This window comes from Streptosporangium sp. NPDC020072 (assembly GCF_040631445.1).
GTDB lineage: Bacteria > Actinomycetota > Actinomycetes > Streptosporangiales > Streptosporangiaceae > Streptosporangium.
Genome location: NZ_JBEYAB010000002.1, coordinates 1 through 22,938, shown reverse-complemented (window position 1 = coordinate 22,938; position 22,938 = coordinate 1). Strand labels below are relative to the sequence as shown.

Here is a 22,938-nt window from a genome sequence, read left to right as displayed (position 1 = left end):
AGCAGAGGGCGGTCGGCACATCCCGCGTTCGGTCGTGGTGACCCCCTACTTTCGTCATGCGCCCTCCTGTTCCGGCGGGAGATCCCGCGACGGCGGGGTCAGTTCATCAGCCAGACGGCCAGATTCAGCGCGCCCGCGTAGGTGACCCACAGCGCGTACGGCACCAGCAGCCAGGCGGCGGGGCGGCTGATCGGCCGGAACATGACGACGGTGGCCACGATCGTCCCCCAGAGCACCACGATCTCGGCGAAGGCGACGCCGTACAGGTGGGCGCCGAAGAACAGCGGGGTCCAGAGCGCGTTGAGGACGAGCTGGACGGCGTAGACACCGAGCGCGGGGGTCAGGCCGCGCGCCGACCAGGCCAGCCAGCCCGACAGCGCGATCATGATGTAGAGCACCGTCCACGCGGGACCGAACAGCCACTGCGGCGGTGCCCACGCGGGGCGGTCGAGCATGAGGTACTCACCGCCCGCGTCTCCCGCCGCCAGCGCCCCGGCCGCGGCGACCAGGGCGAGGGCGAGGATGAAGACGGGCAGCACGAGCCAGCGTTTCGGATTTTCCGCGATGTCCATGAGGTCCTCCCTGCCCCTGTCTTCGTGGCTCAGACGGGGACGGTTTCCCCGGCGGGGAGGGAAACGCTCAGGCGGGGGCCGGGTCGTGGTGCAGGCGGCGCAGGACGCGGCGGAAGGCGTAGACGGAGACGGCCGCGGCGAGACCGCTGATCAGCGCGACGACGCCGGTGCGGACCAGCAGGTAGGTGCCGATCGACTCGTGCAGCAGGAGCCAGATGCTCACCGAGGAGTTGGCCAGCAGCACGAAGGCCCACAGCAGGGTGATCCGGGCGAAGAACCGCCGCACCCGCTCGTGCCTGAGCACCGCGGAGGGCAGGTGGATGTAGTCGAGGGTGAGTTTCTGCGCCAGTGGCCGGTTCAGCCGCACCGAGGCGAGGAAGGCCATGCTGATGCAGATGGTGCCCAGTTCCGGCTGGAGGAAGTAGACCACCGCGCTTCCGCTCCACAGCCCGAGCAGCGCCCGCACGGTGATCGCGATGGCGGCCAGCACCATCGTCCCCGGCACCCTGACCCGCCGGACCAGGCGCCAGCCGACCCCCGCGTAGACCCAGCTCACCGCCGCGATCAGGGCACCGTTGAGCCCGAGCACGGCCAGCGCGGCGTAGAAGACGGCCAGGGGGGCGACCACCCCTTCGAGGAGCTTGGGCACGGCCTGCCGGACCAGGGCGGTGAGGCGGGGCAGGACGACGGGCGGATGGCTCATGACGCTCCCCAGGGGACGGCCGCCGGACGTCTCGGATCGGGGGACGGAGACTCCCGTGCCGGACGGCGATTCACCGTATCCGAGCCGGGTGAGTGCCCGAGCCGTCCCGCCGGGGCCGGGGAGGCGTCAGCCCATGGAGGCCGTGGCCAGCTTCGCGCCGAAGCCGAGGAAGAGCGCGCCGACCCCGGTGGTCAGCCCGGCGGCCAGCTTGCGGCGCGTCCTGAACTGGGCGGCGAGGAACGTTCCACCGAAGATCAGCAGAGACAGGTAGAGCATGCTGAACACCTGGCAGATGGCGCCCAGGATCAGGAACGACAGCGCGGGCATGCCGTAGGCCGGGTCGACGAACTGGATGAAGAAGGAGATGAAGAACAGGATCGCCTTCGGGTTCATCAGGCTGATCACGAGGGCCTTGCGCAGGGGGTTCTCCCCACCGCGCCGGGACGCGGCCTGCGTCGTCCGCCCGGCCTGCGCTCCCTGGGCCGCCTGAGCCGCCTGGGCGTCCTGTGACGTTCGCCAGGAGCGCCAGGCGCCGCGCAGCATCTGGAAGCCGATCCACGCCAGGTAGGCCGCGCCGGCGTACTTGACGACGTTGAAGAGGATCGGCGTCGACTTCAGCAGTGAGGCGACCCCGGCCGAGGCGAGCACCATCAGGACGCTGTCGCCGATGAACACCCCGGCGGCCGCGCGGTATCCCTGGCGTACGCCGCGCTGCGCGGCGGTGGTGAGCACGTAGAGCGAGTTCGGGCCGGGCAACAGGATGATGAAGAAGGCGCCGAGGACATAAGTCCATATGTCGGTTATGCCGAAGAACATGGTCGTGCTCCAGGGGGACGTTGCGTGATCCGTCACACGCTACCGCCACGCGTCGTACCGCTTTACCTTTAATCCCTATCGAATTACCATGGAAATGACTCGGGGGTGACGTCGGACGACGAGTGAGGTCGTGAGATGAGCGAGACCGATCCCCCTGTGGAGACCGCGGTGGAGAGCGAGGGCCGCACGGCGGTCAACGAGGACTGGGCGGCCACGATCGTGGGCCTGGTGCTGCTGGCACTGGTCCTCGTCGGCGTGATCCCCGTAGGGCTGGTGCCCTGATGAGCATCGAGGAGACGAACGTCGTGTCCCGGCGTCAGGGCGGCGCCGGATGGGCGCTGTCGGGCGTCCTGGTCGTGCTGCTGCTGGCCGCGGCGACCCGCTATCTGGACCAGAACGTCCCCGAGCTGCTCAAGGGGACCCCGCTCGGGAACATCGCGGCCACCGTCGAGTACCCGGTCTACGCGATCGTCATCGGGCTGGCCGGCAACGCCGTGCTCACCCTGGCCGGGGTGCGAGAGCGCCTGTCCGGCGGTTTCAGGACCGAGTTCTTCATCAAGACGGGCCTGGTCCTGCTGGGCGCCTCGATCAACCTCAGGGTGATCGTCACGGCCGCCGGTCCCGCGATCGTCCAGGCGATCGTGCTGATCACCTCGGTGTTCCTGTTCACCTGGTGGCTCGGCGGCAGGCTGGGCCTTGAGGAACGGCTGCGCGCGCTGCTGTCGGCCGCGGTCTCGATCTGCGGGGTGAGCGCGGCCATCGCCGCGGCGGGAGCCGTACAGGCCAGGCGTGAGCAGCTGGCCTACAGCGCGAGTCTGGTGATCGCCTTCGCGCTGCCCTCGATCTTCGTCCTGCCCTGGCTCGCGGGCGTGTTCGGGCTCAGCGACGAGGTCGCCGGGGCGTGGATCGGCGGCAACATCGACACCACCGCGGCGGTGACGGCGGCGGGCGCGATCGTCGGCGACAACGCGCTCGCGGTCGCCAGCATCGTCAAGGTCACCCAGAACGCGCTGATCGGCGTCGTGACCATCGGGCTTACCGCCTACTTCGCCTTCCGGGTCGAGCGGCGCCCCGGCACGCGCGGGCCGGGTCTCGGCGAGTTCTGGCGGCGTTTCCCGAAGTTCGTGCTCGGCTTCGTCGCCGCCTCGGTGATCGCCACCTGGTGGCAGGGCACGGTCGCCGTCACGCAGGCCAAGGCGGTCATCGGGGAGGTGAACGACCTGCGGGTCTGGTTCCTGATCCTGGCCTTCGTCAGCATCGGCCTGGAGTTCAGGGTCGCCTCGCTGCGGGAGGCGGGCTGGCGCCCGGTCGGGGTCTTCGCCGCCGCGACCCTGGTCAACGTGGTCGTCGCCCTCGGGCTTGCGCTGGCACTGTTCGGCGGGTTCAGCGCCGCCTGAGACCGGAGTCCGGTACGGCGGGCCGTCGCGGCGGCCCGCCGTTCGTCCTGTCACAGCCCTTCCTGGCCCCGGCCCGGTCGGCGGCTCGGCGGTCCGCCTCCGCCGCCGGAATGCCCGCCTCCGGATCGCCCGCCGGGGGCCGGCTGTTCCCGGGAACCGGTGTCTCAGCCTCGGTCGGCCAGGGGCTGGACCCGGTGCGGGACGACCGTGGACAACGTGATCACCGTGCTGCTGCGCCGTACGCCGGGGATCGTGAGGGTCTCGTCGATGACCTCCTGGATGTGCTCGTGGTCGCGGCCCGCGATCCGGCACCAGACGTCGCCGGGGCCGGTGACGATGTGGGCCTCCAGGACCTCGGGGATCGCGGTGAGCGCGGCGGAGATCTCGGCCCTGGAGACCTGCTCGACCTCCAGCGTGGTGAAGGCCTGCACCGGGTACCCCAGCGCGCGGGGGGAGAGGTTGGGGCCGAAGTCGGTGATCACCCCGTCGGAGACCATCCGGTCGAGGCGGGCCTGGACGGTGCCCCTGGCGACGCCGAGGAGGCGGGAGATCTCCAGCAGCCCGGTCCTCGGGCGTTCCCTGATCAGGTGGAGCACCTTGCGGTCGAGCTCGTCCAGGCCGTTCCGCCGGGCTGCCAATCTGTCCACCTCCGAAGTGCGCGCCGTGCCCTTCACTGACGATCTGGCAGTGAAACGGCGGGTGTGTTGCCCAGTCTGGGACTGCCAATCACACTACGCCTGCATATATGGCATATACGGCAAAGATGGAGGAGAAATGGCACGCGAGCATTCCCACCCTTTCATTCCTTACCGGCCCACGCGGTACCCCGAGGCCGAGATGGTGGAACGGGGCCGCAGGTTCTACGAGCACATGGACCGGCGCAGGAGCGTGCGCTTCTTCAGTGACGAGCCCGTGCCCCGCGAGTGCGTCGAGCTGGCGATCAGGGCCGCCAACACCGCGCCGTCAGGGGCGCACCAGCAGCCCTGGAAGTTCATCGTCGTCGGCGACCCGGAGACCAGGAAGCGGATCAGGGAGGCCGCCGAGATCGAGGAGCGGCAGAACTACGAGGGCGGCCGGCTGACCGCCGAGTGGCGCGAGGCCTTGGCCCACCTGGAGACCACCTCGGACAAGGGCTACCTGGAGACGGTGCCGTGGCTGGTGGTCTGCTTCGCGGAGAAGTACGGCGTCCGCCCCGACGGCACCCGGGTCAAGCACTACTACGTCAACGAGAGCGTCGGCATCGCGTGTGGGTTCTTCATCGCCGCGCTGCACGAGATGGGTCTGTCGACGCTCACCCACACCCCGAACCCGATGGCGTTCCTGACCGAGATCTGCGGGCGTCCCGGCAGCGAGCGCCCTTACATTCTGTTCCCGGTCGGTTACGCGGCCCACGACGCGGAGGTTCCCGATCTCACCCGCAAACCGCTGTCACAGGTGCTCGGCGAGGAGTGACCGGCGCGCGGAGGCGGAAAGGAGGGCAGATTTTGGAACGTGCCTAGCTGGATCGTTGAATCCTTGAGCTTTTGGGCCTTGTGGCAAATCTCTGTCAAGGCTACGATCGCGACAACTCTTAGGAAACTTTCCTAAAAGAAATGAGGAGACGAGACGACGATGGTGCGCCCCCCACCGCCTTGATCGATCGCGAGCTGCGAGAACGCCAAGACGGCAGTCATCACCATGTGAAGGTCCGGCCGTTCGGACGACTCCACCCCCCAGGTTCCCCTGTCAAGGGAGCGATCATGTGGCGTACCCTTCCCTTACTCGTCCTGACTGAGGCTGCAAGCTCCCCGCACGGGGCGTTCGCGCCAGGTGGCACCACCACCGCCACCCTCGTCCGGCCTTGCGGCCGGTGGTCGGGGCCACGGGGCGGGCACACGCCCAAGGATGTCACCATCGCGGTTCCCGCGCACCGGCAAACCCGGCGCGAGAACACGCCGCCCACCGGTCACGGGCGGCATCTCGGCTCCATCATCGCCTTGACCAGCGTTTCGACCAGCGTTTCGACCAGCGTGAGCCGTAACGACGCGGCCACGCGGAACACCCCGGGCGATCCGCGCGCGTCCGCACGGGCCGAACACACCGTCGGCCGGACTCCGCGGGTCGGCGTACAGCCGGTCATCACCGGTGAACACCGGAAGATCGGGCACGCGACCGGTACGGCGAACCAAGAGACGACCAGCGACGGCGCCTCTTCGTTCGGCGTGCCGGGCGACGGCCTGCGCTGAACCATGGCGTGGACCCGGCCTTCCTGCGGCCCCGGGACCGCGCCCTACCCGCCGTACGGCTTGCGCTCCGCCTCCTCGCCGCCTGCAGAGGAGCACCCCCCAAAAAGGAGCGCGAGCCGTACGGCCACCCCCCACCGAATGCATGAGGTTAACGTGAGATTTCGCGTCATAGCCGGATCGCTCGTCGCCGCGGCGGCCCTCGCCGCGGCGGCGACGGCGGTCGCACTCCCAGCACAGGCCGCCTCGGCCACCGCGACCTTCGTCAAGGTCGGCGACTGGGGGTCGGGCTTCGAAGGCAAGTACACGATCAAGAACGACAGCGGCACCGCCATGAGCAGCTGGAAGGTCGAGTTCGACCTGCCCGCCGGTGTCAGCGTCGGCTCGTTCTGGGACGCCACGCTGACCAGGAACGGCCAGCACATCACCTTCAGCAACGTCGGCTGGAACGGCAGCGTCCCCAGCGGCAGCAGCGTGAGCTTCGGCTTCCTCGGCACCCCGGGCGGCGCCAACTCCGTACCGCTGAACTGCAAGCTCAACGGCGCCGACTGCGGTGGCGGCAGCACCGAGACCGCCCCGGGCAAGCCGGGCGCGGTGACGGCGACCGGTGGCTCGAAGAGCGTGTCCCTGTCGTGGGGCGCGGCCAGCGGTACGGTGACCGGTTACCGGGTTTACGAGGGTTCGACGCTGAAGGCGACCGTGACCGGTACCTCGGCGACGATCTCCGGTCTGGGTGACTGTGAGGCGCACACCTACACCGTCGCGGCCTACAACGGCGCGGGCGAGGGTGCCAAGAGCGACCCGGCGAGCGCGAGCACCACCGGCTGCACCACCGGCGCCCCCGGCAAGCCGGGCGCGGTGACGGCGACCGGTGGCTCGAAGAGCGTGTCCCTGTCGTGGGGCGCGGCCAGCGGTACGGTGACCGGTTACCGGGTTTACGAGGGTTCGACGCTGAAGGCGACCGTGACCGGTACCTCGGCGACGATCTCCGGTCTGGGTGACTGTGAGGCGCACACCTACACCGTCGCGGCCTACAACGACAACGGTGAGGGCGCCAAGAGCGACCCGGCCAGCACCAGCACCACGGGCTGCACCACCACCCCGCTGCCCAAGCACTTCCTCACCGGCTACTGGCACAACTTCGACAACCCCGCGGTCGAGCTGAAGCTCTCCTCGGTGCCGAAGGAGTACGACCTGATCGCCGTCTCCTTCGGCGAGGCCAGCTCCACCGCGGGCGAGGTCGTCTTCGGCATCGACCCGGGCCTGTCGGCCTCCCTTGGCGGCTACACCGACGCCCAGTTCAAGGCCGACGTGCAGACCGTGCACTCGCGCGGCCAGAAGGTCATCCTCTCGGTCGGCGGTGAGAAGGGCCGCGTCCAGGTCGCCAGCTCGGCCGCGGCGACCAGGTTCGCCGACAGCGTCTACGCCCTGATGCAGAACTACGGCTTCGACGGCGTCGACATCGACCTGGAGAACGGCCTCAACGCCACCTACATGGGCCAGGCCCTGCGGTCGCTGCGCGCCAAGGCCGGCTCCGACCTGATCATCACGATGGCGCCGCAGACGATCGACATGCAGTCGCCGGGCGCCGAGTACTTCAAGCTCGCGCTGAACATCAAGGACATCCTCACCGTTGTCCACACGCAGTACTACAACTCGGGCTCCATGCTCGGCTGCGACAAGATGGCGGCCTACTCGCAGGGCACGGTCAACTTCATGACCGCCCTGGCCTGCATCCAGCTTGAGAACGGTCTGCGCCCCGACCAGGTCGCGCTCGGCCTGCCCGCGGGCCCCGGCGCCGCGGGCGGCGGCATCGTCGCGCCCTCCATGGTGAACCAGGCGCTGACCTGCCTGGCCACCAAGACCAACTGCGGCTCCTTCGTTCCCCCGAACGCCTACCCCGGCATCAGGGGCGCGATGACCTGGTCGATCAACTGGGACGCCAGCAACAACTGGAACTTCTCCAAGACCGTCAAGCCGCACCTCGCCACTCTTCCCTAGGGGAAGCACCTCCCAGGGCACACAGCCGGTACGGCCCGCGTCTTCCGCCCCCGGGGCGCGGGCCCTACCTAGGTCACGACGAAGTGACACCCCCCAAGTAAGACCGCACTTCTCGCACCTCTTCCCCATGGAGGGAACATGCGTCCTCTTCGTATTCTCGTGGCGGCGGCCATCGCCGCCTCGGGTGTACTGCTCGCCTCCTCCCCGGCCCACGCGGCCGGGGTGACGGCGACCTTCACCAAGACCTCAAGCTGGGGCTCGGCCTTCGAAGGCAAGTACACGATCAAGAACGACAGCGGCGCCGCCCTGAGCAGCTGGAAGGTCGAGTTCGACCTGCCCGCGGGCGGCAACGTCAGCTCCGCCTGGGACGCCAGCCTGACCAAGAGCGGTACCCACTTCACGCTCAGCAACGTCGGCTGGAACGGCAGCCTCCCGGCCGGGAGCAGCGTGAGCTTCGGCTTCATCGCCTCCCCCGGTGACGCGACCCCGACCGGCTGCAAGGTCAACGGCGCCGACTGCGGCGGCGGCAGCACCGAGACCGCCCCGGGCAAGCCCGGCGCGGTGACGGCCACCGGCGGCTCCAAGAGCGTGTCCCTGTCGTGGGGCACGGCGTCCGGCACGGTGACCGGTTACCGCGTCTACGAGGGCTCCACGGTGAAGGCGACCGTGACCGGTACCTCGGCGACGATCTCCGGTCTGGGTGACTGTGAGGCGCACACCTACACCGTCGCGGCCTACAACGGCGCGGGCGAGGGTGCCAAGACCGACCCGGTCAGCGCGACCACCACCGGCTGCACCACCGGCACCCCCGGCGCACCGGCCAACGTGACCGTGAGCGGCACCACCGACACCTCCATCTCGCTGTCGTGGGGCGCCTCCTCGGGCACGGTGACGGGCTACCGCGTTTACGAGGGTTCCACGGTGAAGGCGACCGTGACCGGCACCTCGGCGACGGTCTCCAACCTGGGCACCTGTGAGCCGCACACCTACACGGTCAAGGCCTACAACTCTCAGGGCGAGTCGGCCGCCAGCGCCGCCGTCACCGGCACCACCACGGGCTGCACCAACCCGAACCCGGCCAAGATGCCCGGCGCGCCGTACCTCTACATGGGCTGGGGCAACCCGCCCAGCGTCACCACCGTCATGAACGCCACCGGCATCAAGTCCTTCACGATGGCCTTCATCCTGGCCCAGAACGGGTGCAACCCGGCCTGGGACGGGCAGCGTCCGCTGACCGGTGGCGCCGACCAGGCCGCGATCAACGCGGTCAAGGCCGCGGGCGGCAACGTCCAGATCTCCTTCGGTGGCTGGAGCGGTAACAAGCTCGGCCCGAACTGCTCGACCCCGCAGGCCTTCGCCGGCGCCGTGCAGAAGGTCATCGACGCGGTCGGCCCGGCCGTGGTCGACTTCGACATCGAGAACACCGACGAGTTCGAGAACTACACCGTCCAGGACCGCATCCTCAACGGCCTCAAGATCGTCAAGGCCGCCAACCCGAACGTCAAGATCGTCGTGACCTTCGGCACCGCGACCACCGGCCCGACCAGCCACGGCATCCGCCTGATCAACCAGGCCAAGGCGCTGGCCGTGCCGATCGACAACTACACGATCATGCCGTTCGACTTCAACGGCGGCGCGAACATGTACCAGAGCACGGTCAACGCGGCCGAGGGCCTGAAGAACGCGCTGAAGTCCGCCAACGGCTGGACCGACGCGCAGGCCTACGCCCACATGGGCATCTCCGGCATGAACGGTCTGTCCGACCAGCAGGAGGTGACCAGCCCGGCGACCTGGCAGCAGATCACCGACTACGCCAAGTCCAAGGGTCTGACCCGCCTGGCCTTCTGGTCGACCAACCGTGACCGCCCCTGCCCCGGCGGCGGCGTCCAGGAGACCTGCAGCGGCGTCGCGCAGGCCGACTGGGAGTTCACCAAGATCACCGCCGGCTTCTAGCCGGTACGGCCCGCGGCCCCGTGCACCGGGCCGCGGGCCGTACCCCCATGACACCCCATGACACCCCCCACACCCCCCAGAAGTCCCATGAGGCAGGTCATGAACCAACGATCAACACGAGTGCGGCTGTCGACGCTCGCCGTCGCCGCGGCGCTCGCCTGCGGAGCGACACTGCTTGTCAACGCGCCCGCCCAGGCGGACACCGCGACCTTCACCAAGGCATCGGAGTGGTCGGGCGGTTACACCGGCCAGATCACCGTGAAGAACACCGGTACCACCACGCTCAACGGTTGGACGGTGGTCCTGGACCTGCCCTCGGGCACCGGGGTCGGCTCCTACTGGGACTCGCTCATGACGCAGTCCGGGAGCAAGTACACCTTCAAGAACCGCGACTACAACGGCACGCTCGCGCCCGGCGCGACCGCCACCTTCGGCTGGGTCTCCACCGGCACCGGCTCGCCGACCGGCTGCACGCTCAACGGCAACCCCTGCGACGGCGGTTCCACCCCCACGCCGACGCCGACCGTCACGCCCACCGTGACCCCCACGGTGACCCCGACGGTCACGCCCACCGTGACCCCGACGGTGACTCCCACCGTGACTCCGACGGTCCAGCCCGGCGGGAACCTGTGGATGGCCCCCTACGTCGACATGGGCGCCTGGCCGACGCCGGTCCTGTCCGACATGGTGACGGCCTCCGGGGTCAAGAACTACACCCTCGCCTTCATCGGCGCCGGGACCTGCAAGGCCACCTGGTTCGGCGCCTTCGACCCGCGCTCCGGGTGGGCCAAGGACCAGATCGACGCCATCAGGGCGGCCGGCGGTGACGTGAAGATCTCCTTCGGCGGCGCCAGCGGCGTCGAGCTCGCCCAGGCCTGCACCGACGTCACCGCGCTCTACAACGAGTACAAGATGGTCGTCGACACCTACGGCCTGAAGTACATCGACCTGGACATCGAGGGCGCGGCCACCCAGGACACCGCCTCCGTCAACCGCAGGTCGCAGGCGCTGGCCAAGCTCCAGCAGACCTACCCCAACCTCAAGATCTCGCTGACCCTGCCGGTGCTGCCCGAGGGTCTCGTCGAGAGCGGCATCAACGTGGTCAAGTCGGCCAGGGACGCCGGGGTCAACCTCGACCTGGTCAACGTCATGGCCATGGACTACTACCGTGACGCCGACTACGGTGACGCGGCCATCCAGGCGGCCAACAGCACGTTCAACCAGCTCAAGACCCTCTACCCGGCCAAGAACGACGCCCAGCTGTGGAGAATGCTCGGCGTCACCCCGATGCTCGGCAAGAACGACGACGGCAGGGTCTTCGACCAGGCCGACGCCCGCCAGCTCGTCGCCTTCGCCAAGTCCAAGCACCTGGGGATGCTCTCGTACTGGGAGGGCACGCGGGACCGCAACGCCTGCAACGGCCCTCTGTACAAGTGCACCAACATCCCCCAGACGCCCTACGAGTTCGCCAAGATCTTCGTCGGGTACAACGGATGAACCTCAGGAGGCTCGCCGCGGTGGCCGCACTGGCGGTGGGGGGCACGATGCTCGCCGCCACGCCGGCCCACGCCGCCAACATCGCCACCAACCCCGGCTTCGAGAACGGCCTGACCGGCTGGACCTGCTCGGGGACCTCGGGGGCCACAGCGGTCTCCTCGCCGGTGCACGGCGGGTCCAAGGCCCTGCAGGCCACGCCGCAGGGCTCGGACACCGCGCGCTGCCAGCAGACGGTCAGCGTCAAGCCGTCCTCGTCCTACTCGCTGTCGGGCTGGGTGCGCGGCGGCTACGTGTTCCTCGGCGTGACCGGCACCGGCACGACCGACCAGAGCACGTGGACGTCCTCGCCGTCGGCCTACTCCCAGCTGACCCGGACCTTCACCACCGGCGCGTCCACCAAGTCCGTGACGATCTACGTCAACAGCTGGTACGGCCAGGGCGCCTACCAGGCCGACGACATCGTCCTGGACGGCCCTCCCGGTGACGACACCCCGCCCCCGGACACCGTCCCGCCGACCGTCCCCGGCAACCTGGCCGTCGGCGGCGCCACCAACAGCACGCTCAGCCTGAGCTGGTCGGCCTCGACCGACAACTCCGGCAAGGTCGACCGCTACGAGGTGTCGCGGGACAACGGGACGCCGGTCAGCGTCGGCGCGAACCTGAGCCACACCGCGACCGGCCTGACCGCCAGCACCACCTACGGCTTCCGGGTCCGCGCCTGTGACGGCTCGGACAACTGCTCCGCCTACACCTCCGTGGTGAACGGCACCACCACCGGCGGCCCCGACACCACCCCGCCGAGCGTGCCGGCCGGCCTGACCGTGGGCGGTCCCACGGCCAACTCGCTGAACCTGGCGTGGTCGGCCTCGACCGACGACTCGGGCAAGGTCGACCGCTACGAGGTCTCCAGGGACAACGGGGCCCCGGTCAGCGCGGGGGCGAACCTGAGCCACACCGCGACCGGCCTGACCGCCAACACCACCTACGGCTTCCGGGTCAGGGCGTGCGACGGATCGAACAACTGCTCCGCGTACGGTCCCTCGGTCAGCGGCAAGACCAGCGACGACACCCTCCCTCCGACCGGTGAGATCCGCTACGCGCCCTACATCGACATCACGATGCCGACGCCCTCCCTGGTCAGCGCGTCCAACGCCACCGGGGTGAAGAACTACACCCTGGCCTTCGCCCTCGGCGACAGCACCGGTTGCAACCCGGCCTGGGGCGGCACCATCCCGATCGACGAGCCGCGCATCATCAACGACGTCAAGGCGCTCCAGGCGAAGGGCGGCCAGGTCATCGTGGCCACCGGTGGCGCCCAGGGTCCCTACCTTGAGCACACCTGCGGCACCTCCGCCGCGCTGCTCACCGCCTACAAGAAGGTGCTCGACACCGTCGGCACCAACCACCTCGACGTCGACGTCGAGGCCTCCATCGACGTCAACAAGGTCAACACCGCGCTGAAGCAGCTCCAGACCGAGCGCGGCACCGTGATCAGCTACACGCTGCGCATCCAGGGCGCGGACTACGGCCTCGACCCGTTCTCCGTGTCGATCCTGCAGGACGCCGCCGCCAAGGGTCTCAACCTCATCGTCAACCCGATGCTGATGGACTTCGGCTACAGCGGCAACTGGGGCGCCGCGCTGATCAGCGCCGCCCAGGCGACCCTCAACCAGATGAAGGGCGTCTGGCCCGCCAAGACCGACGCGCAGCTCAAGAAGATGCTCGGTCTCACCCCGATGATCGGCAAGAACGACACCGGGTCGACCACCACCCAGGCGGACGCGCGCTCGCTGCTCAACTGGGCCAACAGCAACCACGTGGCCTACATCGGCTTCTGGTCGGCCGGCCGTGACAACGGCGGCTGCCCCAACGGTCAGGTATCGCCCACCTGCAGCGGCATCTCACAGTCGCCGTGGGAGTTCACCACAATCTTCAAGGGATTCACCGGATGAACCTCAGGAAGCTCGCCACGGCGGCCGTACTGGCGATCGGCGGCACGATGCTCGCCGCGACGCCCGCCAGCGCCGCCAACATCGCGAACAACCCCGGCTTCGAGGACGGCCTGTCCGGCTGGACCTGCACGGCCTCCTCCGGCGCGACGGCGGTCTCCTCGCCGGTGCACGGCGGGTCCAAGGCCCTGCAGGCCACGCCGCAGGGCGCCGACACCGCGCGCTGCCAGCAGACGGTCCCCGTCAAGCCGTCCTCCTCCTACACCCTGTCCGGCTGGGTGCGCGGCGGCTACGTGTTCCTCGGCGTGACCGGCACCGGCACGACCGACCAGAGCACGTGGACGTCCTCGCCGTCGGCCTACTCCCAGCTGACCCGGACCTTCACCACCGGCGCCTCGACCAACTCGGTGACGGTCTACGTCAACGGCTGGTACGGCCAGGGCGCCTACCAGGCCGACGACATCGTCCTGGACGGCCCTCCCGGAGCCGGGGCGCCCGCCGTTCCCACGAACGTGACCGGTAGCAGCACCCCCAGCACCGCCACGCTGAAGTGGTCCGCCTCCGAGGGGGCCACCAGCTACAACGTCTACCGTGACGGCAACAAGGTCGGCTCGGCCACGACGACCACCTACACCGACCTGGGCGCCCCGGCGGGCTCCCACGTCTACCAGGTGACCGCGGTCAACGCCGTGGGCGAGTCGGCCAAGTCGGCGTCGGTCACGCTGGTGGTCGGCAACGACACCCCGCAGGTGCCCGCCACCCCCACCGGCCTGACCGGCACGGGCAGCGTGACCACCGCCACGCTGAAGTGGAACGCCTCAGAGGGCGCCACGAGCTACAACGTCTACCGCGACGGCGCCAAGGTCGGCTCGGCCACGACGACCACCTACGCGGACAGCCCCCAGCCGGGCAACCACGACTACCAGGTGAGCGCGGTCAACGCGGTCGGTGAGTCGGCCAGGTCCGCCACGGTCTCGGTCACGGTCGGCAACGACACCCCGCCGCCGCCCGGAACCCCGACCGGTCTGGCCGCCACGGTCAACGGCACCACCGTGACGCTGAGCTGGAACCCCGGCACGGGCAGCGTGACCGGCTACAACGTCTACCGGGGCAACACCAAGGTCGGCACGACGACGACCCGGGGCTTCAGCGAGACCCTCCCGGCCGGCACCTACGCCTACCGGGTCAGCGCCTTCAACCCCGTCGGTGAGTCGAGCAAGTCCGCCGAGGTCTCGGTCACGGTCGGCGACAGCCCGCCGCCCGGGAACAAGGTGCTGGTCGGCTACCTGCACGCCTCCTTCGCCAACGGCTCCGGCTACGTGCGGATGGCGGACGTGCCCAAGGAGTGGAACTTCATCAACCTCTCCTTCGGCGAGCCGACCTCGGTGACCTCCGGTGACATCCGCTTCGTGCGCTGCCCGGTCGCCGAGTGCCCCAGCGTGGAGTCCGACGCCGACTTCATCGCGGCGATCAAGGCCAAGCAGGCCCAGGGCAAGAAGGTGCTGATCTCGATCGGCGGCCAGAACGGCCAGGTCCAGCTCACCACGACGGCCGCGCGTGACAAGTTCGTCGAGTCGGTCAGCGCCATCATCGACAAGTACGGCCTCGACGGCCTCGACGTCGACTTCGAGGGCCACTCGCTCTACCTCAACGCCGGTGACACCAACCTCGCGTCCCCGACCACCCCGGTCGTCGTCAACCTGATCTCCGCGCTGAAGACCCTCAAGGCCAAGTACGGCGCCAACTTCGTGCTGACCATGGCCCCGGAGACGTTCTTCGTCCAGCTCGGCTACCAGTTCTACGGTCCCGGCGCGAGCGGCTCCGCCGACCCGCGGGCCGGGTCCTACCTGCCGGTCATCCACGCGCTGCGTAACGACCTGACCCTGCTGCACGTCCAGGACTACAACTCCGGGCCGATCACCGGTCTTGACAACCAGTACCACACGATGGGCAACGCCGACTTCCACGTCGCGATGACCGACATGCTGCTGGCGGGCTTCCCGATCGCGGGCAACCCGAACAACGTCTTCCCCGCCCTGCGCCCCGAGCAGGTCGCCATCGGCCTGCCCGCCGCGCAGTACGCGGGCAACGGCTACACCTCGGTGGCCGAGGTCCAGAAGGCCTTCGACTGCCTGAGCAAGGGCACCAACTGCGGCTCCTACAAGCCGAAGGGTGTCTACCGTGGCCTGCGGGGTCTGATGACCTGGTCGATCAACTGGGACAAGTACAACAACTTCGAGTTCTCCCGCAACCACAGGGCCTACCTTGACGCCCTGAGTTGACAGGCCCCTCGCCGCCGGGGGAGACGGACCCCCGGCGGTGAGGTCTCCATCGCCGGAGGAGGAGACGGACCTCCGACGGCGAGGTGTACATCGTCACCGAGGGAGACGGACCCTCGGAGGCGAGGTGTTCATCGCCGCCGGGGGAGACGGACCCCCGGCGGCGAGGTTCCCATCGGCGCCGGGGGAGACGGACCTCCGGCGCCGATTGTCTTTGCCGGTCCCCGTGTCTCCGCCCCAGGACATCACCCCAGGGACTCCCCCAGGAGTCCGCGCAGGACTCCACCCAAGGACTTCGCCCCAAGGAGTGAGCAAGTGACGAGACTACGCATCATGGCGTCCATCGCCGCGGCCGCGGTGACAGGCGCCCTGGCGGTCGTCCTCCCGGCGGCCTCCGCCTCAACGACCGCCTCAACGACCGCAACCACCTCCACCGCGGTCGCCGCCGCCTGCGCGGACCCCTGGAACTCCTCGAAGGTCTACACGGGCGGTAACACCGCCTCCTACAACGGCCACAACTGGTCGGCCAAGTGGTGGACCCAGAACGAGACCCCGGGCGTCGCCATCGTGTGGGCGGACCAGGGGGTGTGCGGGAACGGCACGCCGACCCCCACGCCGACCCCGACCGTCCCGACCTGTGACCACCCCGACTGGGTCGCGGGCAGGAACTACGTCACCGGCGACATCGTCAGGTACACCAACGGCCGTTACTACCAGGCAACCCACGACAACCCGGGCTACGACCCCGTGATCAGCACGTGGTACTGGTCGCCGTACGTCTGCCGCCCCTCCGGCACGCCGACCCCCACGCCCACCCCGACGTCGACGACGCCGAACCCGGGCGGCTTCGTGGTCAGCGAGGCGCAGTTCAACCAGATGTTCCCGAGCCGCAACCCCTTCTACACCTACAACGGCCTGGTCAACGCGCTGAGCGCCTACCCGGCGTTCGCGGGCACCGGCAGTGACACGGTCAGGAAGCAGGAGGCGGCGGCGTTCCTGGCCAACGTCAGCCACGAGACCGGCGGCCTGGTCTACGTCGTCGAGCAGAACACCTCGAACTACCCGCACTACTGCGACGCCAGCCAGCCGTACGGCTGCCCCGCCGGCCAGGCCGCCTACTACGGCCGGGGCCCGATCCAGCTGAGCTGGAACTTCAACTACAAGGCCGCCGGCGACGCCCTGGGCATCGACCTGCTGCGCAACCCCAACCTGGTGCAGAACGACCCGGCCGTGGCCTGGAAGACCGGCATCTGGTACTGGATGACCCAGAACGGCCCCGGCACGATGACCCCGCACAACGCCATGGTCAACGGCGCCGGATTCGGTGAGACGATCCGCAGTATCAACGGCGCCCTGGAGTGCAACGGAGGCAACCCCTCCCAGGTGCAGAGCAGGATCAACAGCTACCAGAGGTTCACTCAGATCCTCGGTGTGACTCCGGGCGGCAACCTTAGCTGCTGAGTTTCCGCCCGGCGGACGGATTCCGGCCAAGGTCGCAGGCCGGAATCCGTCCATCTTTCCTTTCGCGGGTCGTACCCCTTGTGAGTGATCCATCACAAATGGTTACCATTTGTGATGTCGGGGGTGCGCATGCCGAACGAACTTCGCCGGGGCCAGGTCGTCAACCTGGTGCTCGCAACGACCGCTTTCGCCATCACCTTCTGGGCGTGGAACCTGATAGGGCCCCTCGCCGGGAGCTACACCAGGCAGCTCGGCCTGTCGCCGCCCCAGACCTCCCTGCTGGTCGCGATCCCGGTGCTGGTCGGCTCGCTCGGCCGCATCCCGGTCGGCGTGCTCACCGACAAGCTCGGCGGGCGGCTCATGTTCGCCGTCGTGTGCTTCGTGACCATCGTCCCGGTGCTCGGGGTCGGCTGGTCCGACTCCTACGGCTGGTTGCTGCTGTGGGGCTTCCTGCTCGGCCTCGGCGGCACCTCCTTCGCCGTCGGCATCCCGTTCGTCAACGCCTGGTACCGGCCGGAACGGCGCGGCTTCGCCACCGGGGTCTTCGGCATGGGCATGGGCGGCACCGCCGTCTCGGCGTTCCTGACGCCCCGCCTGGTCGAGTGGCTCGGCAGGGCCCAGACCCACGTGCTGATGGCCGTGCTGCTGGCCGTGATGGGCGTCGTGATGCTGCTGGTCAGCCGGGACTCACCCGAATGGCGACCTGCGACGGCGCCCGCGCTGCCCCGGATGCGCGAGGCCGTCAAGATCAAGGCGACCTGGCAGTGCGCGTTCCTCTACGCCGTCTGCTTCGGCGGTTTCGTGGCCTTCTCGACCTACCTGCCCACCCTGCTGCAGGTCGTCTACGGCTTCACCCAGACCGGAGCGGGCCTGCGCGACGCGGGGTTCTCGATGGCCGCGGTCCTCGCCAGGCCGGTCGGCGGCGCGCTGTCCGACCGGATCGGCGCGACCAGGGTGCTGCTGGTCTCGTTCGCCGGGACCGCGATCATGGCGGTCGTGCTGGCCTTCGAACCGCCCGCCGAGATCCCCGCCGGACTGTGCTTCGTGCTGACGGCCCTGTTCCTCGGCCTCGGCACGGGTGGCGTCTTCGCCCTGGTCGCCAAACTCGTCGAGCCGTCCAGGGTGGGAACGGTCACCGGCCTGGTCGGCGCGGCGGGTGGTCTCGGCGGCTACTTCCCGCCACTGGTCATGGGAGTGGTCTACTCCGTGGCCCACGCCTACACGATCGGCTATCTCCTGCTCGCCCTGACGGCGCTGGGCGCGCTGCTCTACACCAGGAAGGCCTTCACCTCCGCCGCGCCGGCCGGCGACGGGCCGGCACCCCGATGAGCACGCCGACGACCGGCATCACGAGCAGGGCCGGCCACAGCGGCCAGGTCACGCCGAAGACCATCCAGCGGATCCTGACGGGCACCCGGTTCTGCGCGACGAAGCCCACCCCGAGCACCAGCAGGGCCGGCGCCACCCACACCCTCCTGGGCGGTTCGGCGATCCGCTTGCCGAACGACCAGGACTCACCCCCAGGGGCTACCATTTGTAACGATTGTAGAGCTTTGAGTGATGTAAGCTGAGAGACAGGTCTCGTTTTCGAGACCGAGTGGGCGTGAGGCGACCGGTTCCGGCAGGCTGTTACCGTCATGGACTACGCAATTCTCACGGGGTTTGTCCTCGTCACAGGTGTCGTGCTGGCTCTGGTCGCCCAGTGGCGAGATTGGCGCCCGTCTCCCATCCTCGTGCTCGTCGTGGGCATCGTGTTCCGGGTGCTCATCATGGTCCTGGCCGCGATGAGCAGATGGCAGCCGGTCGACTTCATGGAGAGCTTCAAGCCCGCGGGCGAGGCGATCCTCAGACGTCAGGACCCCGTGATCGGCAGTGAGGGCGGCTGGCACTTCCTGCCCACCATCCCCTACGTGTACGGCCTGCTGCTGTGGCTGGGCATCCCGTGGGAGATCGGCGGCAGGCTCGTCACCGTGGTCGCCGACATCGCGCTGATCCCGCTCGTCGGCAAGCTCGCGGGCGGCGGCAAGGCCTCCCTGCGCGCCTTCCAGTACGCCTGCAACCCGCTGGCCATCCTCGTCGCCTCGATCCACGGACAGGTCGAACCCGTCGCCCTGCTCTTCGGCGTCGCCGCCTTCGTGGTCGCCCGCGGCCCCGGCGACCCCGAGCGCCCCGGCCTCAGGATCGACGTGTTCGCCCTGGCGCGCGAACGCGTCGCCGCCCTCGGGCTGGGCGGAGCCGTACGGAGCCTCACCGCGCCGGGCGGCGCGCTCGCCCCCGGTGGTTCGGTGCGTACGGCGCTCGCCCCCCGCGACGGCGACTCGGCCGTCATGCGCAGGGCGATCATCGCCGGCCTGCTGATGGGACTGGCCCTGTGCGCGAAGAGCTGGCCGATCTGGCTGATCCCAGGGATGCTCCTGCTGCTGCCGACCTTCCGTTCCCGGCTGGCCGCGTTCGTGGCGACGGCCGTACCACCGATCTTCTTCCTGGCCACCCTGCCCGTCTTCGCCGGAACCTCGCTGGATCAGCTTCCCGAGGTCATCCGCGTCATGGGAGACGTCAGGCCGATCGTCGGTGAGTGGGGTTACAGCGCCATCCTCGTCGGTGGCGACTGGACCCTCCACTCCGGGATCGCGACCTTCGGCACCCGGCTGATCTACCTCACCATGCTGGTCGTGGCCTTCCTCTGGCGCCGGGCCGACCCGATCGACCTCACCATCGCCCTGCTGCTCGCCTTCATGGTCACCACGCCCAGACTCGGCGCGCAGTACCTGCTGTGGTTCATGCCGTTCCTGGTCGCCCGCCCGACCCGCTTCGCCTGGCCGGCCATCATCGGCGTGTCCCTCTGGGCGGGCTGCGGCTACCTCTACCTGACCCAGTTCGACACCGACACCTGGTGGGCCATGCACTCGATCTGGTCCCGCGCCTCCATCGTCCTGCTGCCGATCCTGGTCATGGCCATGCCCTGGGCGCGCCGCGTCTCCAAGGCCTCGGATCCCCTGTCTCCCACGGCCCCGGCCGCAGCCTGAACGGGAAACACCCCCATGGACGAATACCTGGCGCGGATCGGCGCCGCCCGCCCTCCGCGCCCGGACGCCGAGGCTCTCGGCGAACTGCACCTGCGCCACCTGCGGACGGTGCCGTTCGAGAACCTGAGCATCCACCTCGGCGAACCCGTCACGCTCAGCGAACAGGCCCTGATCGACAAGATCGTCGGCCGCCGCAGGGGCGGCTTCTGCTACGAGCTCAACGGTGCCTTCGCCGTACTGCTCCGCTCGCTGGGCTACCGGGTGACCATGCTGGCGGCCAGGGTCTTCTCCGGAGGTTCGCTCGGCCCGCCCTTCGACCACATGGCGCTACGCGTCGACACCCCGGAGCCGTGGCTCGTCGACGTCGGGTTCGGCAGGTTCGTCAACCGTCCCCTCCGGCTCGACCTGCGCACCGACCAGGCTGACCAGGGCGGGGTCTTCCGGCTGGTCGAGGCAGAGGAGGGGGACATCGACGTGTTGCAGAACGGCGTGCCCCAATATCGCCTGGAACGGCGGCCACGCGTCCTGGCCGACTACGAGGCGACCTGCTGGTGGCAGCAGACCTCACCCAAGTCCCACTTCACCCGTTCGCTCGTGTGCTCCCTCCTCACCGAGGACGGGCGTCTCACGCTCAACGACAGGCAGCTCGTCCGCACCGTGGGGGACGAGCGCGAGGAGACCACCCTGACCACCGACGCCGAGATCCTGGCCGCCTACCGCGACCATTTCGGTATCAGGCTGGACGCTCCGCCCCCACCGCCCGGAGAGCGGGTCACCGGCTGAGCAGCCCGCCCAGGGACACCCCGGCCAGCCGCCTGACCTCGTTGGCCATGTGGGACTGGTCGGCGTACCCACTGGCCAGCGCGACCTCGGCCAGCGCCGTCCCGCGCCTGGCCAGCCGCAACGCCCGCTGGAAACGCACCACCCGCTGCAGCGTCTTCGGCCCGTACCCGAAGGCGCGCAGCGACCGCCGATGCAGCTGCCGCTCCCCGAGACCGAGCTCCCAAGCCGCCTGGGCGACGGTCCTGCCCGTCCGCAGCGCCTCGGCGATGGCCGGCGCCGCCGGATCAGGCTCAGGAACCTCGCGCAACCGTACGGCCAGCGTCTCCTGCATGGTGCGGGGCGTCAGGCCCGGCAACACCCCCAGCTCGTCGAGCGGCACCCTGGCGTCACGCAGCGCCTCGACCGGAACGCCGAACACCTCGCCCACCGCGCCAGGCCGGAAACGGACCCCCGTGTAACGGTCACCCCGGCGCATCCGCACCGGCATCGGCCCGGTGTCCGGCCCGGCGACGTGCGGGCCGTCCGGCCCCCAGATCAGGTCGACACAGCCGTCGGGAACCACAAGCTGCGTGGCCGCCGAGACGGCGAGGCTCGTCCAGACACAGGTCACCCGCCCGGCGATCGCCGGATCCGGGGCCCACTCGCGGTACATGCCTCCAGGCTAGGACGGCCTCGCGGGTTTTCGGTCCCGGCCGTCCTCGACGACTTTCCCCGAGATGAGCGCCGCGACCCACCGCCCCTCGGGGTCGCTGTCCACCAGCAGGGCGCGGGCCAGCAGGCTCAGCGGAATGGCGAGCAACGCTCCGAGCGGGCCCAGCACGAACGCCCACAGCAGCAGGGACATCATGGTCACCGTCGTGGACAGGCCGACCGCGTCCCCGAGGAATTTGGGCTGGACGAGTGACTGGACCACAAAGTTGATCGCGATGTAGCAGACGATCACCAGGACCATGGTCTTGGGACCGCCCTGCAGCAGGCCGAGGAGCGCCGGCGGGATCAGGCCGATGACGAAGCCGACGTTGGGGACGTAGTTGGTGAACAGCGCCAGCACACCCCACAGAATCGGAAGCGGGACATCGAGCACCCACAGCGCGATGACGTCCAACACCGAGCAGACAAGCCCGAAGACCGTGGAGACGACCAGATAACGGCGGGTGTTGTGCGCGAAGTGGCCGAGCGCCGTGACGAGCTCGGAGTGTTCCCGAGCCAGGCGGGACGACAGGACGGAGGAGATGGCCCGGGCGTCCAGGCACATCGCCAGCACCACGATGACGATGATCACCAGGCTGGAGAAGACCCCCAGCAGTCCGGAGGCGAAGCCGCTGATGATCCCGAAGACCTTTCCCGGGTCGAGGGTTCTGATCACTTGGTTCACCTGCTGGTTGCCGATGCCCAGTCGCGCCGCGAGCTGCTGTACCTGGACGACGAACTGGTCGAACTGCTGCCCGTAGGTGGAGGCGAGGGTCGTCAGCTGCGCGGCGGAGAGAGCGAGGACCGCGACCATGCTCAACAGCAGGAGCAGTACGAGAGCCAGGGGAGCCGCGACGAGCGTCCAGCCGGGCGCGCCCCGCCTTTCCAGTCTTGCCCTGACAGGGGCGACCGCCAGAACGAGCACCAGTGCGAGCAGAACGGGCCCGATGATCGACCCGGCTTCCCGTACTCCGGCAAGTGTGACCACCGCGCCCGCCGCGCAGAGCAGCACGACGAGAGCCCGGGGAATCCGTCTTTGCTCCGTCATATTGGATCTCTACCCATATGGGAAGAGAAGCGGCCTTGTGGGGTGGTCTTTGATGCGTTCCCTGTTTTGATCACCGTTCCGATCACCTCTTCGATCGCAGGGTGATCGTCGATTTGACGGCGACGGAGGCCTTACATAGAGTTCACAGGCCCGAGGGGGTCGGCGAAGATCGCCAAGGCCTCGGGACCCCTTCCACTGATCCACTTTCCCTGCATGACGCATGCGTCGCGCAGGGTGCCGGTTCGACAAGGCCCGGATGTTGGAGTAAGTTGGAAGGGTTGCTCCGGAGACGGGGCGGTCTGAAATTCCTCGGACAGGCTTTATCGAAGAAAATGCGATCCGGTCGGATCGGTTTGACACGAAAAAGCGGGTCTGAAAGAATAAAGACACAACGAAATGAACGAAACGAAACGCCCCGGAATTCCGGCCGGTAAAACGGTTCGGGGGGACGGTGAACGCGTCCGTTTCTTGAGAACTCAACAGTGTGCTAAAAGCCAGTGCATGAAGCACAAACCCGTCCTAACGCACGACATGGCGACAT

20 protein-coding genes are annotated in these 22,938 nt (G+C 68.9%); 13 read left to right on the top strand and 7 right to left on the bottom strand.

Annotation, left to right across the window (positions count from 1 at the left end):
• Window positions 1-98 precede the first annotated feature (98 nt).
• The 3 genes from ABZ470_RS03400 to leuE all read right to left on the bottom strand — a co-directional run bounded on the left by ABZ470_RS03400 (window position 99) and on the right by leuE (window position 2,091).
• A complete protein-coding gene (locus tag ABZ470_RS03400; protein ID WP_362909690.1) occupies window positions 99-572 on the bottom strand; it encodes a TspO/MBR family protein in 474 nt (157 codons plus the stop codon).
• Window positions 573-639: 67 nt separating this feature from the next.
• The gene (locus ABZ470_RS03395) at window positions 640-1,275 is read right to left on the bottom strand and encodes a VC0807 family protein (RefSeq protein WP_362909688.1); all 636 of its coding nucleotides are present in this window, start codon (window positions 1,273-1,275) and stop codon (window positions 640-642) included.
• Window positions 1,276-1,401: 126 nt separating this feature from the next.
• A complete protein-coding gene (leuE, locus tag ABZ470_RS03390) occupies window positions 1,402-2,091 on the bottom strand; it encodes a leucine efflux protein LeuE (RefSeq protein WP_362909686.1) in 690 nt (229 codons plus the stop codon).
• 135 nt (window positions 2,092-2,226) lie between these two features.
• On the opposite strand from leuE, the gene ABZ470_RS03385 reads away from it, so the two are divergent.
• Window positions 2,227-2,373: a hypothetical protein gene (locus ABZ470_RS03385; RefSeq protein ID WP_362909684.1), complete on the top strand. Its 147-nt coding sequence runs from the start codon at window positions 2,227-2,229 to the stop codon at window positions 2,371-2,373.
• Window positions 2,373-3,488: a putative sulfate exporter family transporter gene (locus ABZ470_RS03380; RefSeq protein ID WP_352009485.1), complete on the top strand. Its 1,116-nt coding sequence runs from the start codon at window positions 2,373-2,375 to the stop codon at window positions 3,486-3,488. The genes ABZ470_RS03385 and ABZ470_RS03380 overlap by 1 nt, the downstream gene beginning before the upstream one ends.
• Before the next feature lie 164 nt (window positions 3,489-3,652).
• Here ABZ470_RS03380 and ABZ470_RS03375 read toward each other — a convergent pair whose 3' ends face one another.
• Window positions 3,653-4,135, bottom strand: coding sequence for an Lrp/AsnC family transcriptional regulator (locus ABZ470_RS03375; RefSeq protein WP_352009484.1), 483 nt, complete (start codon window positions 4,133-4,135; stop codon window positions 3,653-3,655).
• Between the two features lie 127 nt (window positions 4,136-4,262).
• Between ABZ470_RS03375 and ABZ470_RS03370 the strand changes: the two genes are divergently transcribed.
• The 9 genes from ABZ470_RS03370 (at window position 4,263) to ABZ470_RS03330 (ending at window position 18,179) form a co-directional block, all read left to right on the top strand.
• On the top strand, window positions 4,263-4,940 hold the full coding sequence (locus ABZ470_RS03370) for a nitroreductase family protein (RefSeq protein ID WP_352009483.1): 678 nt from the start codon (window positions 4,263-4,265) through the stop codon (window positions 4,938-4,940).
• A gap of 287 nt (window positions 4,941-5,227) precedes the next feature.
• Window positions 5,228-5,713 (top strand): hypothetical protein, encoded by a 486-nt coding sequence (locus tag ABZ470_RS03365; protein WP_352009482.1) that lies wholly within the window; start codon window positions 5,228-5,230, stop codon window positions 5,711-5,713.
• A 153-nt stretch (window positions 5,714-5,866) separates the two neighbouring features.
• Complete coding sequence (locus ABZ470_RS03360) at window positions 5,867-7,711, top strand: cellulose binding domain-containing protein (protein ID WP_362909681.1); 1,845 nt, start codon at window positions 5,867-5,869, stop codon at window positions 7,709-7,711.
• Window positions 7,712-7,849: 138 nt separating this feature from the next.
• A complete protein-coding gene (locus tag ABZ470_RS03355; RefSeq protein WP_362909679.1) occupies window positions 7,850-9,664 on the top strand; it encodes a cellulose binding domain-containing protein in 1,815 nt (604 codons plus the stop codon).
• A 99-nt stretch (window positions 9,665-9,763) separates the two neighbouring features.
• Window positions 9,764-11,161 (top strand): cellulose binding domain-containing protein, encoded by a 1,398-nt coding sequence (locus tag ABZ470_RS03350; protein ID WP_352009479.1) that lies wholly within the window; start codon window positions 9,764-9,766, stop codon window positions 11,159-11,161.
• Entirely contained in the window at window positions 11,158-13,113 is a 1,956-nt protein-coding gene (locus ABZ470_RS03345) for a fibronectin type III domain-containing protein (RefSeq protein ID WP_362909677.1), read from the top strand. Before ABZ470_RS03350 ends, ABZ470_RS03345 begins: the two co-directional genes overlap by 4 nt.
• On the top strand, window positions 13,110-15,392 hold the full coding sequence (locus ABZ470_RS03340; RefSeq protein WP_362909675.1) for a glycosyl hydrolase family 18 protein: 2,283 nt from the start codon (window positions 13,110-13,112) through the stop codon (window positions 15,390-15,392). Before ABZ470_RS03345 ends, ABZ470_RS03340 begins: the two co-directional genes overlap by 4 nt.
• Before the next feature lie 312 nt (window positions 15,393-15,704).
• Window positions 15,705-16,850: a glycoside hydrolase family 19 protein gene (locus tag ABZ470_RS03335; protein WP_362909673.1), complete on the top strand. Its 1,146-nt coding sequence runs from the start codon at window positions 15,705-15,707 to the stop codon at window positions 16,848-16,850.
• Between the two features lie 129 nt (window positions 16,851-16,979).
• Entirely contained in the window at window positions 16,980-18,179 is a 1,200-nt protein-coding gene (locus tag ABZ470_RS03330; protein ID WP_362909671.1) for an MFS transporter, read from the top strand.
• On the opposite strand, the gene ABZ470_RS03325 is transcribed toward ABZ470_RS03330, so the two are convergent.
• On the bottom strand, window positions 18,136-18,384 hold the full coding sequence (locus tag ABZ470_RS03325; RefSeq protein WP_362909669.1) for a DUF1049 domain-containing protein: 249 nt from the start codon (window positions 18,382-18,384) through the stop codon (window positions 18,136-18,138). The genes ABZ470_RS03330 and ABZ470_RS03325 overlap by 44 nt on opposite strands.
• Before the next feature lie 148 nt (window positions 18,385-18,532).
• Here ABZ470_RS03325 and ABZ470_RS03320 point away from each other — a divergent pair, with 148 nt between their 5' ends.
• Both ABZ470_RS03320 and ABZ470_RS03315 read left to right on the top strand, forming a co-directional pair.
• The gene (locus ABZ470_RS03320; protein WP_362909667.1) at window positions 18,533-19,876 is read left to right on the top strand and encodes a hypothetical protein; all 1,344 of its coding nucleotides are present in this window, start codon (window positions 18,533-18,535) and stop codon (window positions 19,874-19,876) included.
• 15 nt (window positions 19,877-19,891) lie between these two features.
• The gene (locus ABZ470_RS03315) at window positions 19,892-20,659 is read left to right on the top strand and encodes an arylamine N-acetyltransferase (protein WP_362909665.1); all 768 of its coding nucleotides are present in this window, start codon (window positions 19,892-19,894) and stop codon (window positions 20,657-20,659) included.
• On the opposite strand, the gene ABZ470_RS03310 is transcribed toward ABZ470_RS03315, so the two are convergent.
• Entirely contained in the window at window positions 20,649-21,311 is a 663-nt protein-coding gene (locus tag ABZ470_RS03310; RefSeq protein WP_362909663.1) for a helix-turn-helix transcriptional regulator, read from the bottom strand. The two genes, ABZ470_RS03315 and ABZ470_RS03310, sit on opposite strands and share 11 nt — an antisense overlap.
• A 9-nt stretch (window positions 21,312-21,320) precedes the next feature.
• The gene (locus ABZ470_RS03305; RefSeq protein WP_362909661.1) at window positions 21,321-22,397 is read right to left on the bottom strand and encodes an AI-2E family transporter; all 1,077 of its coding nucleotides are present in this window, start codon (window positions 22,395-22,397) and stop codon (window positions 21,321-21,323) included.
• Between the last annotated feature and the right edge of the window lie 541 nt (window positions 22,398-22,938).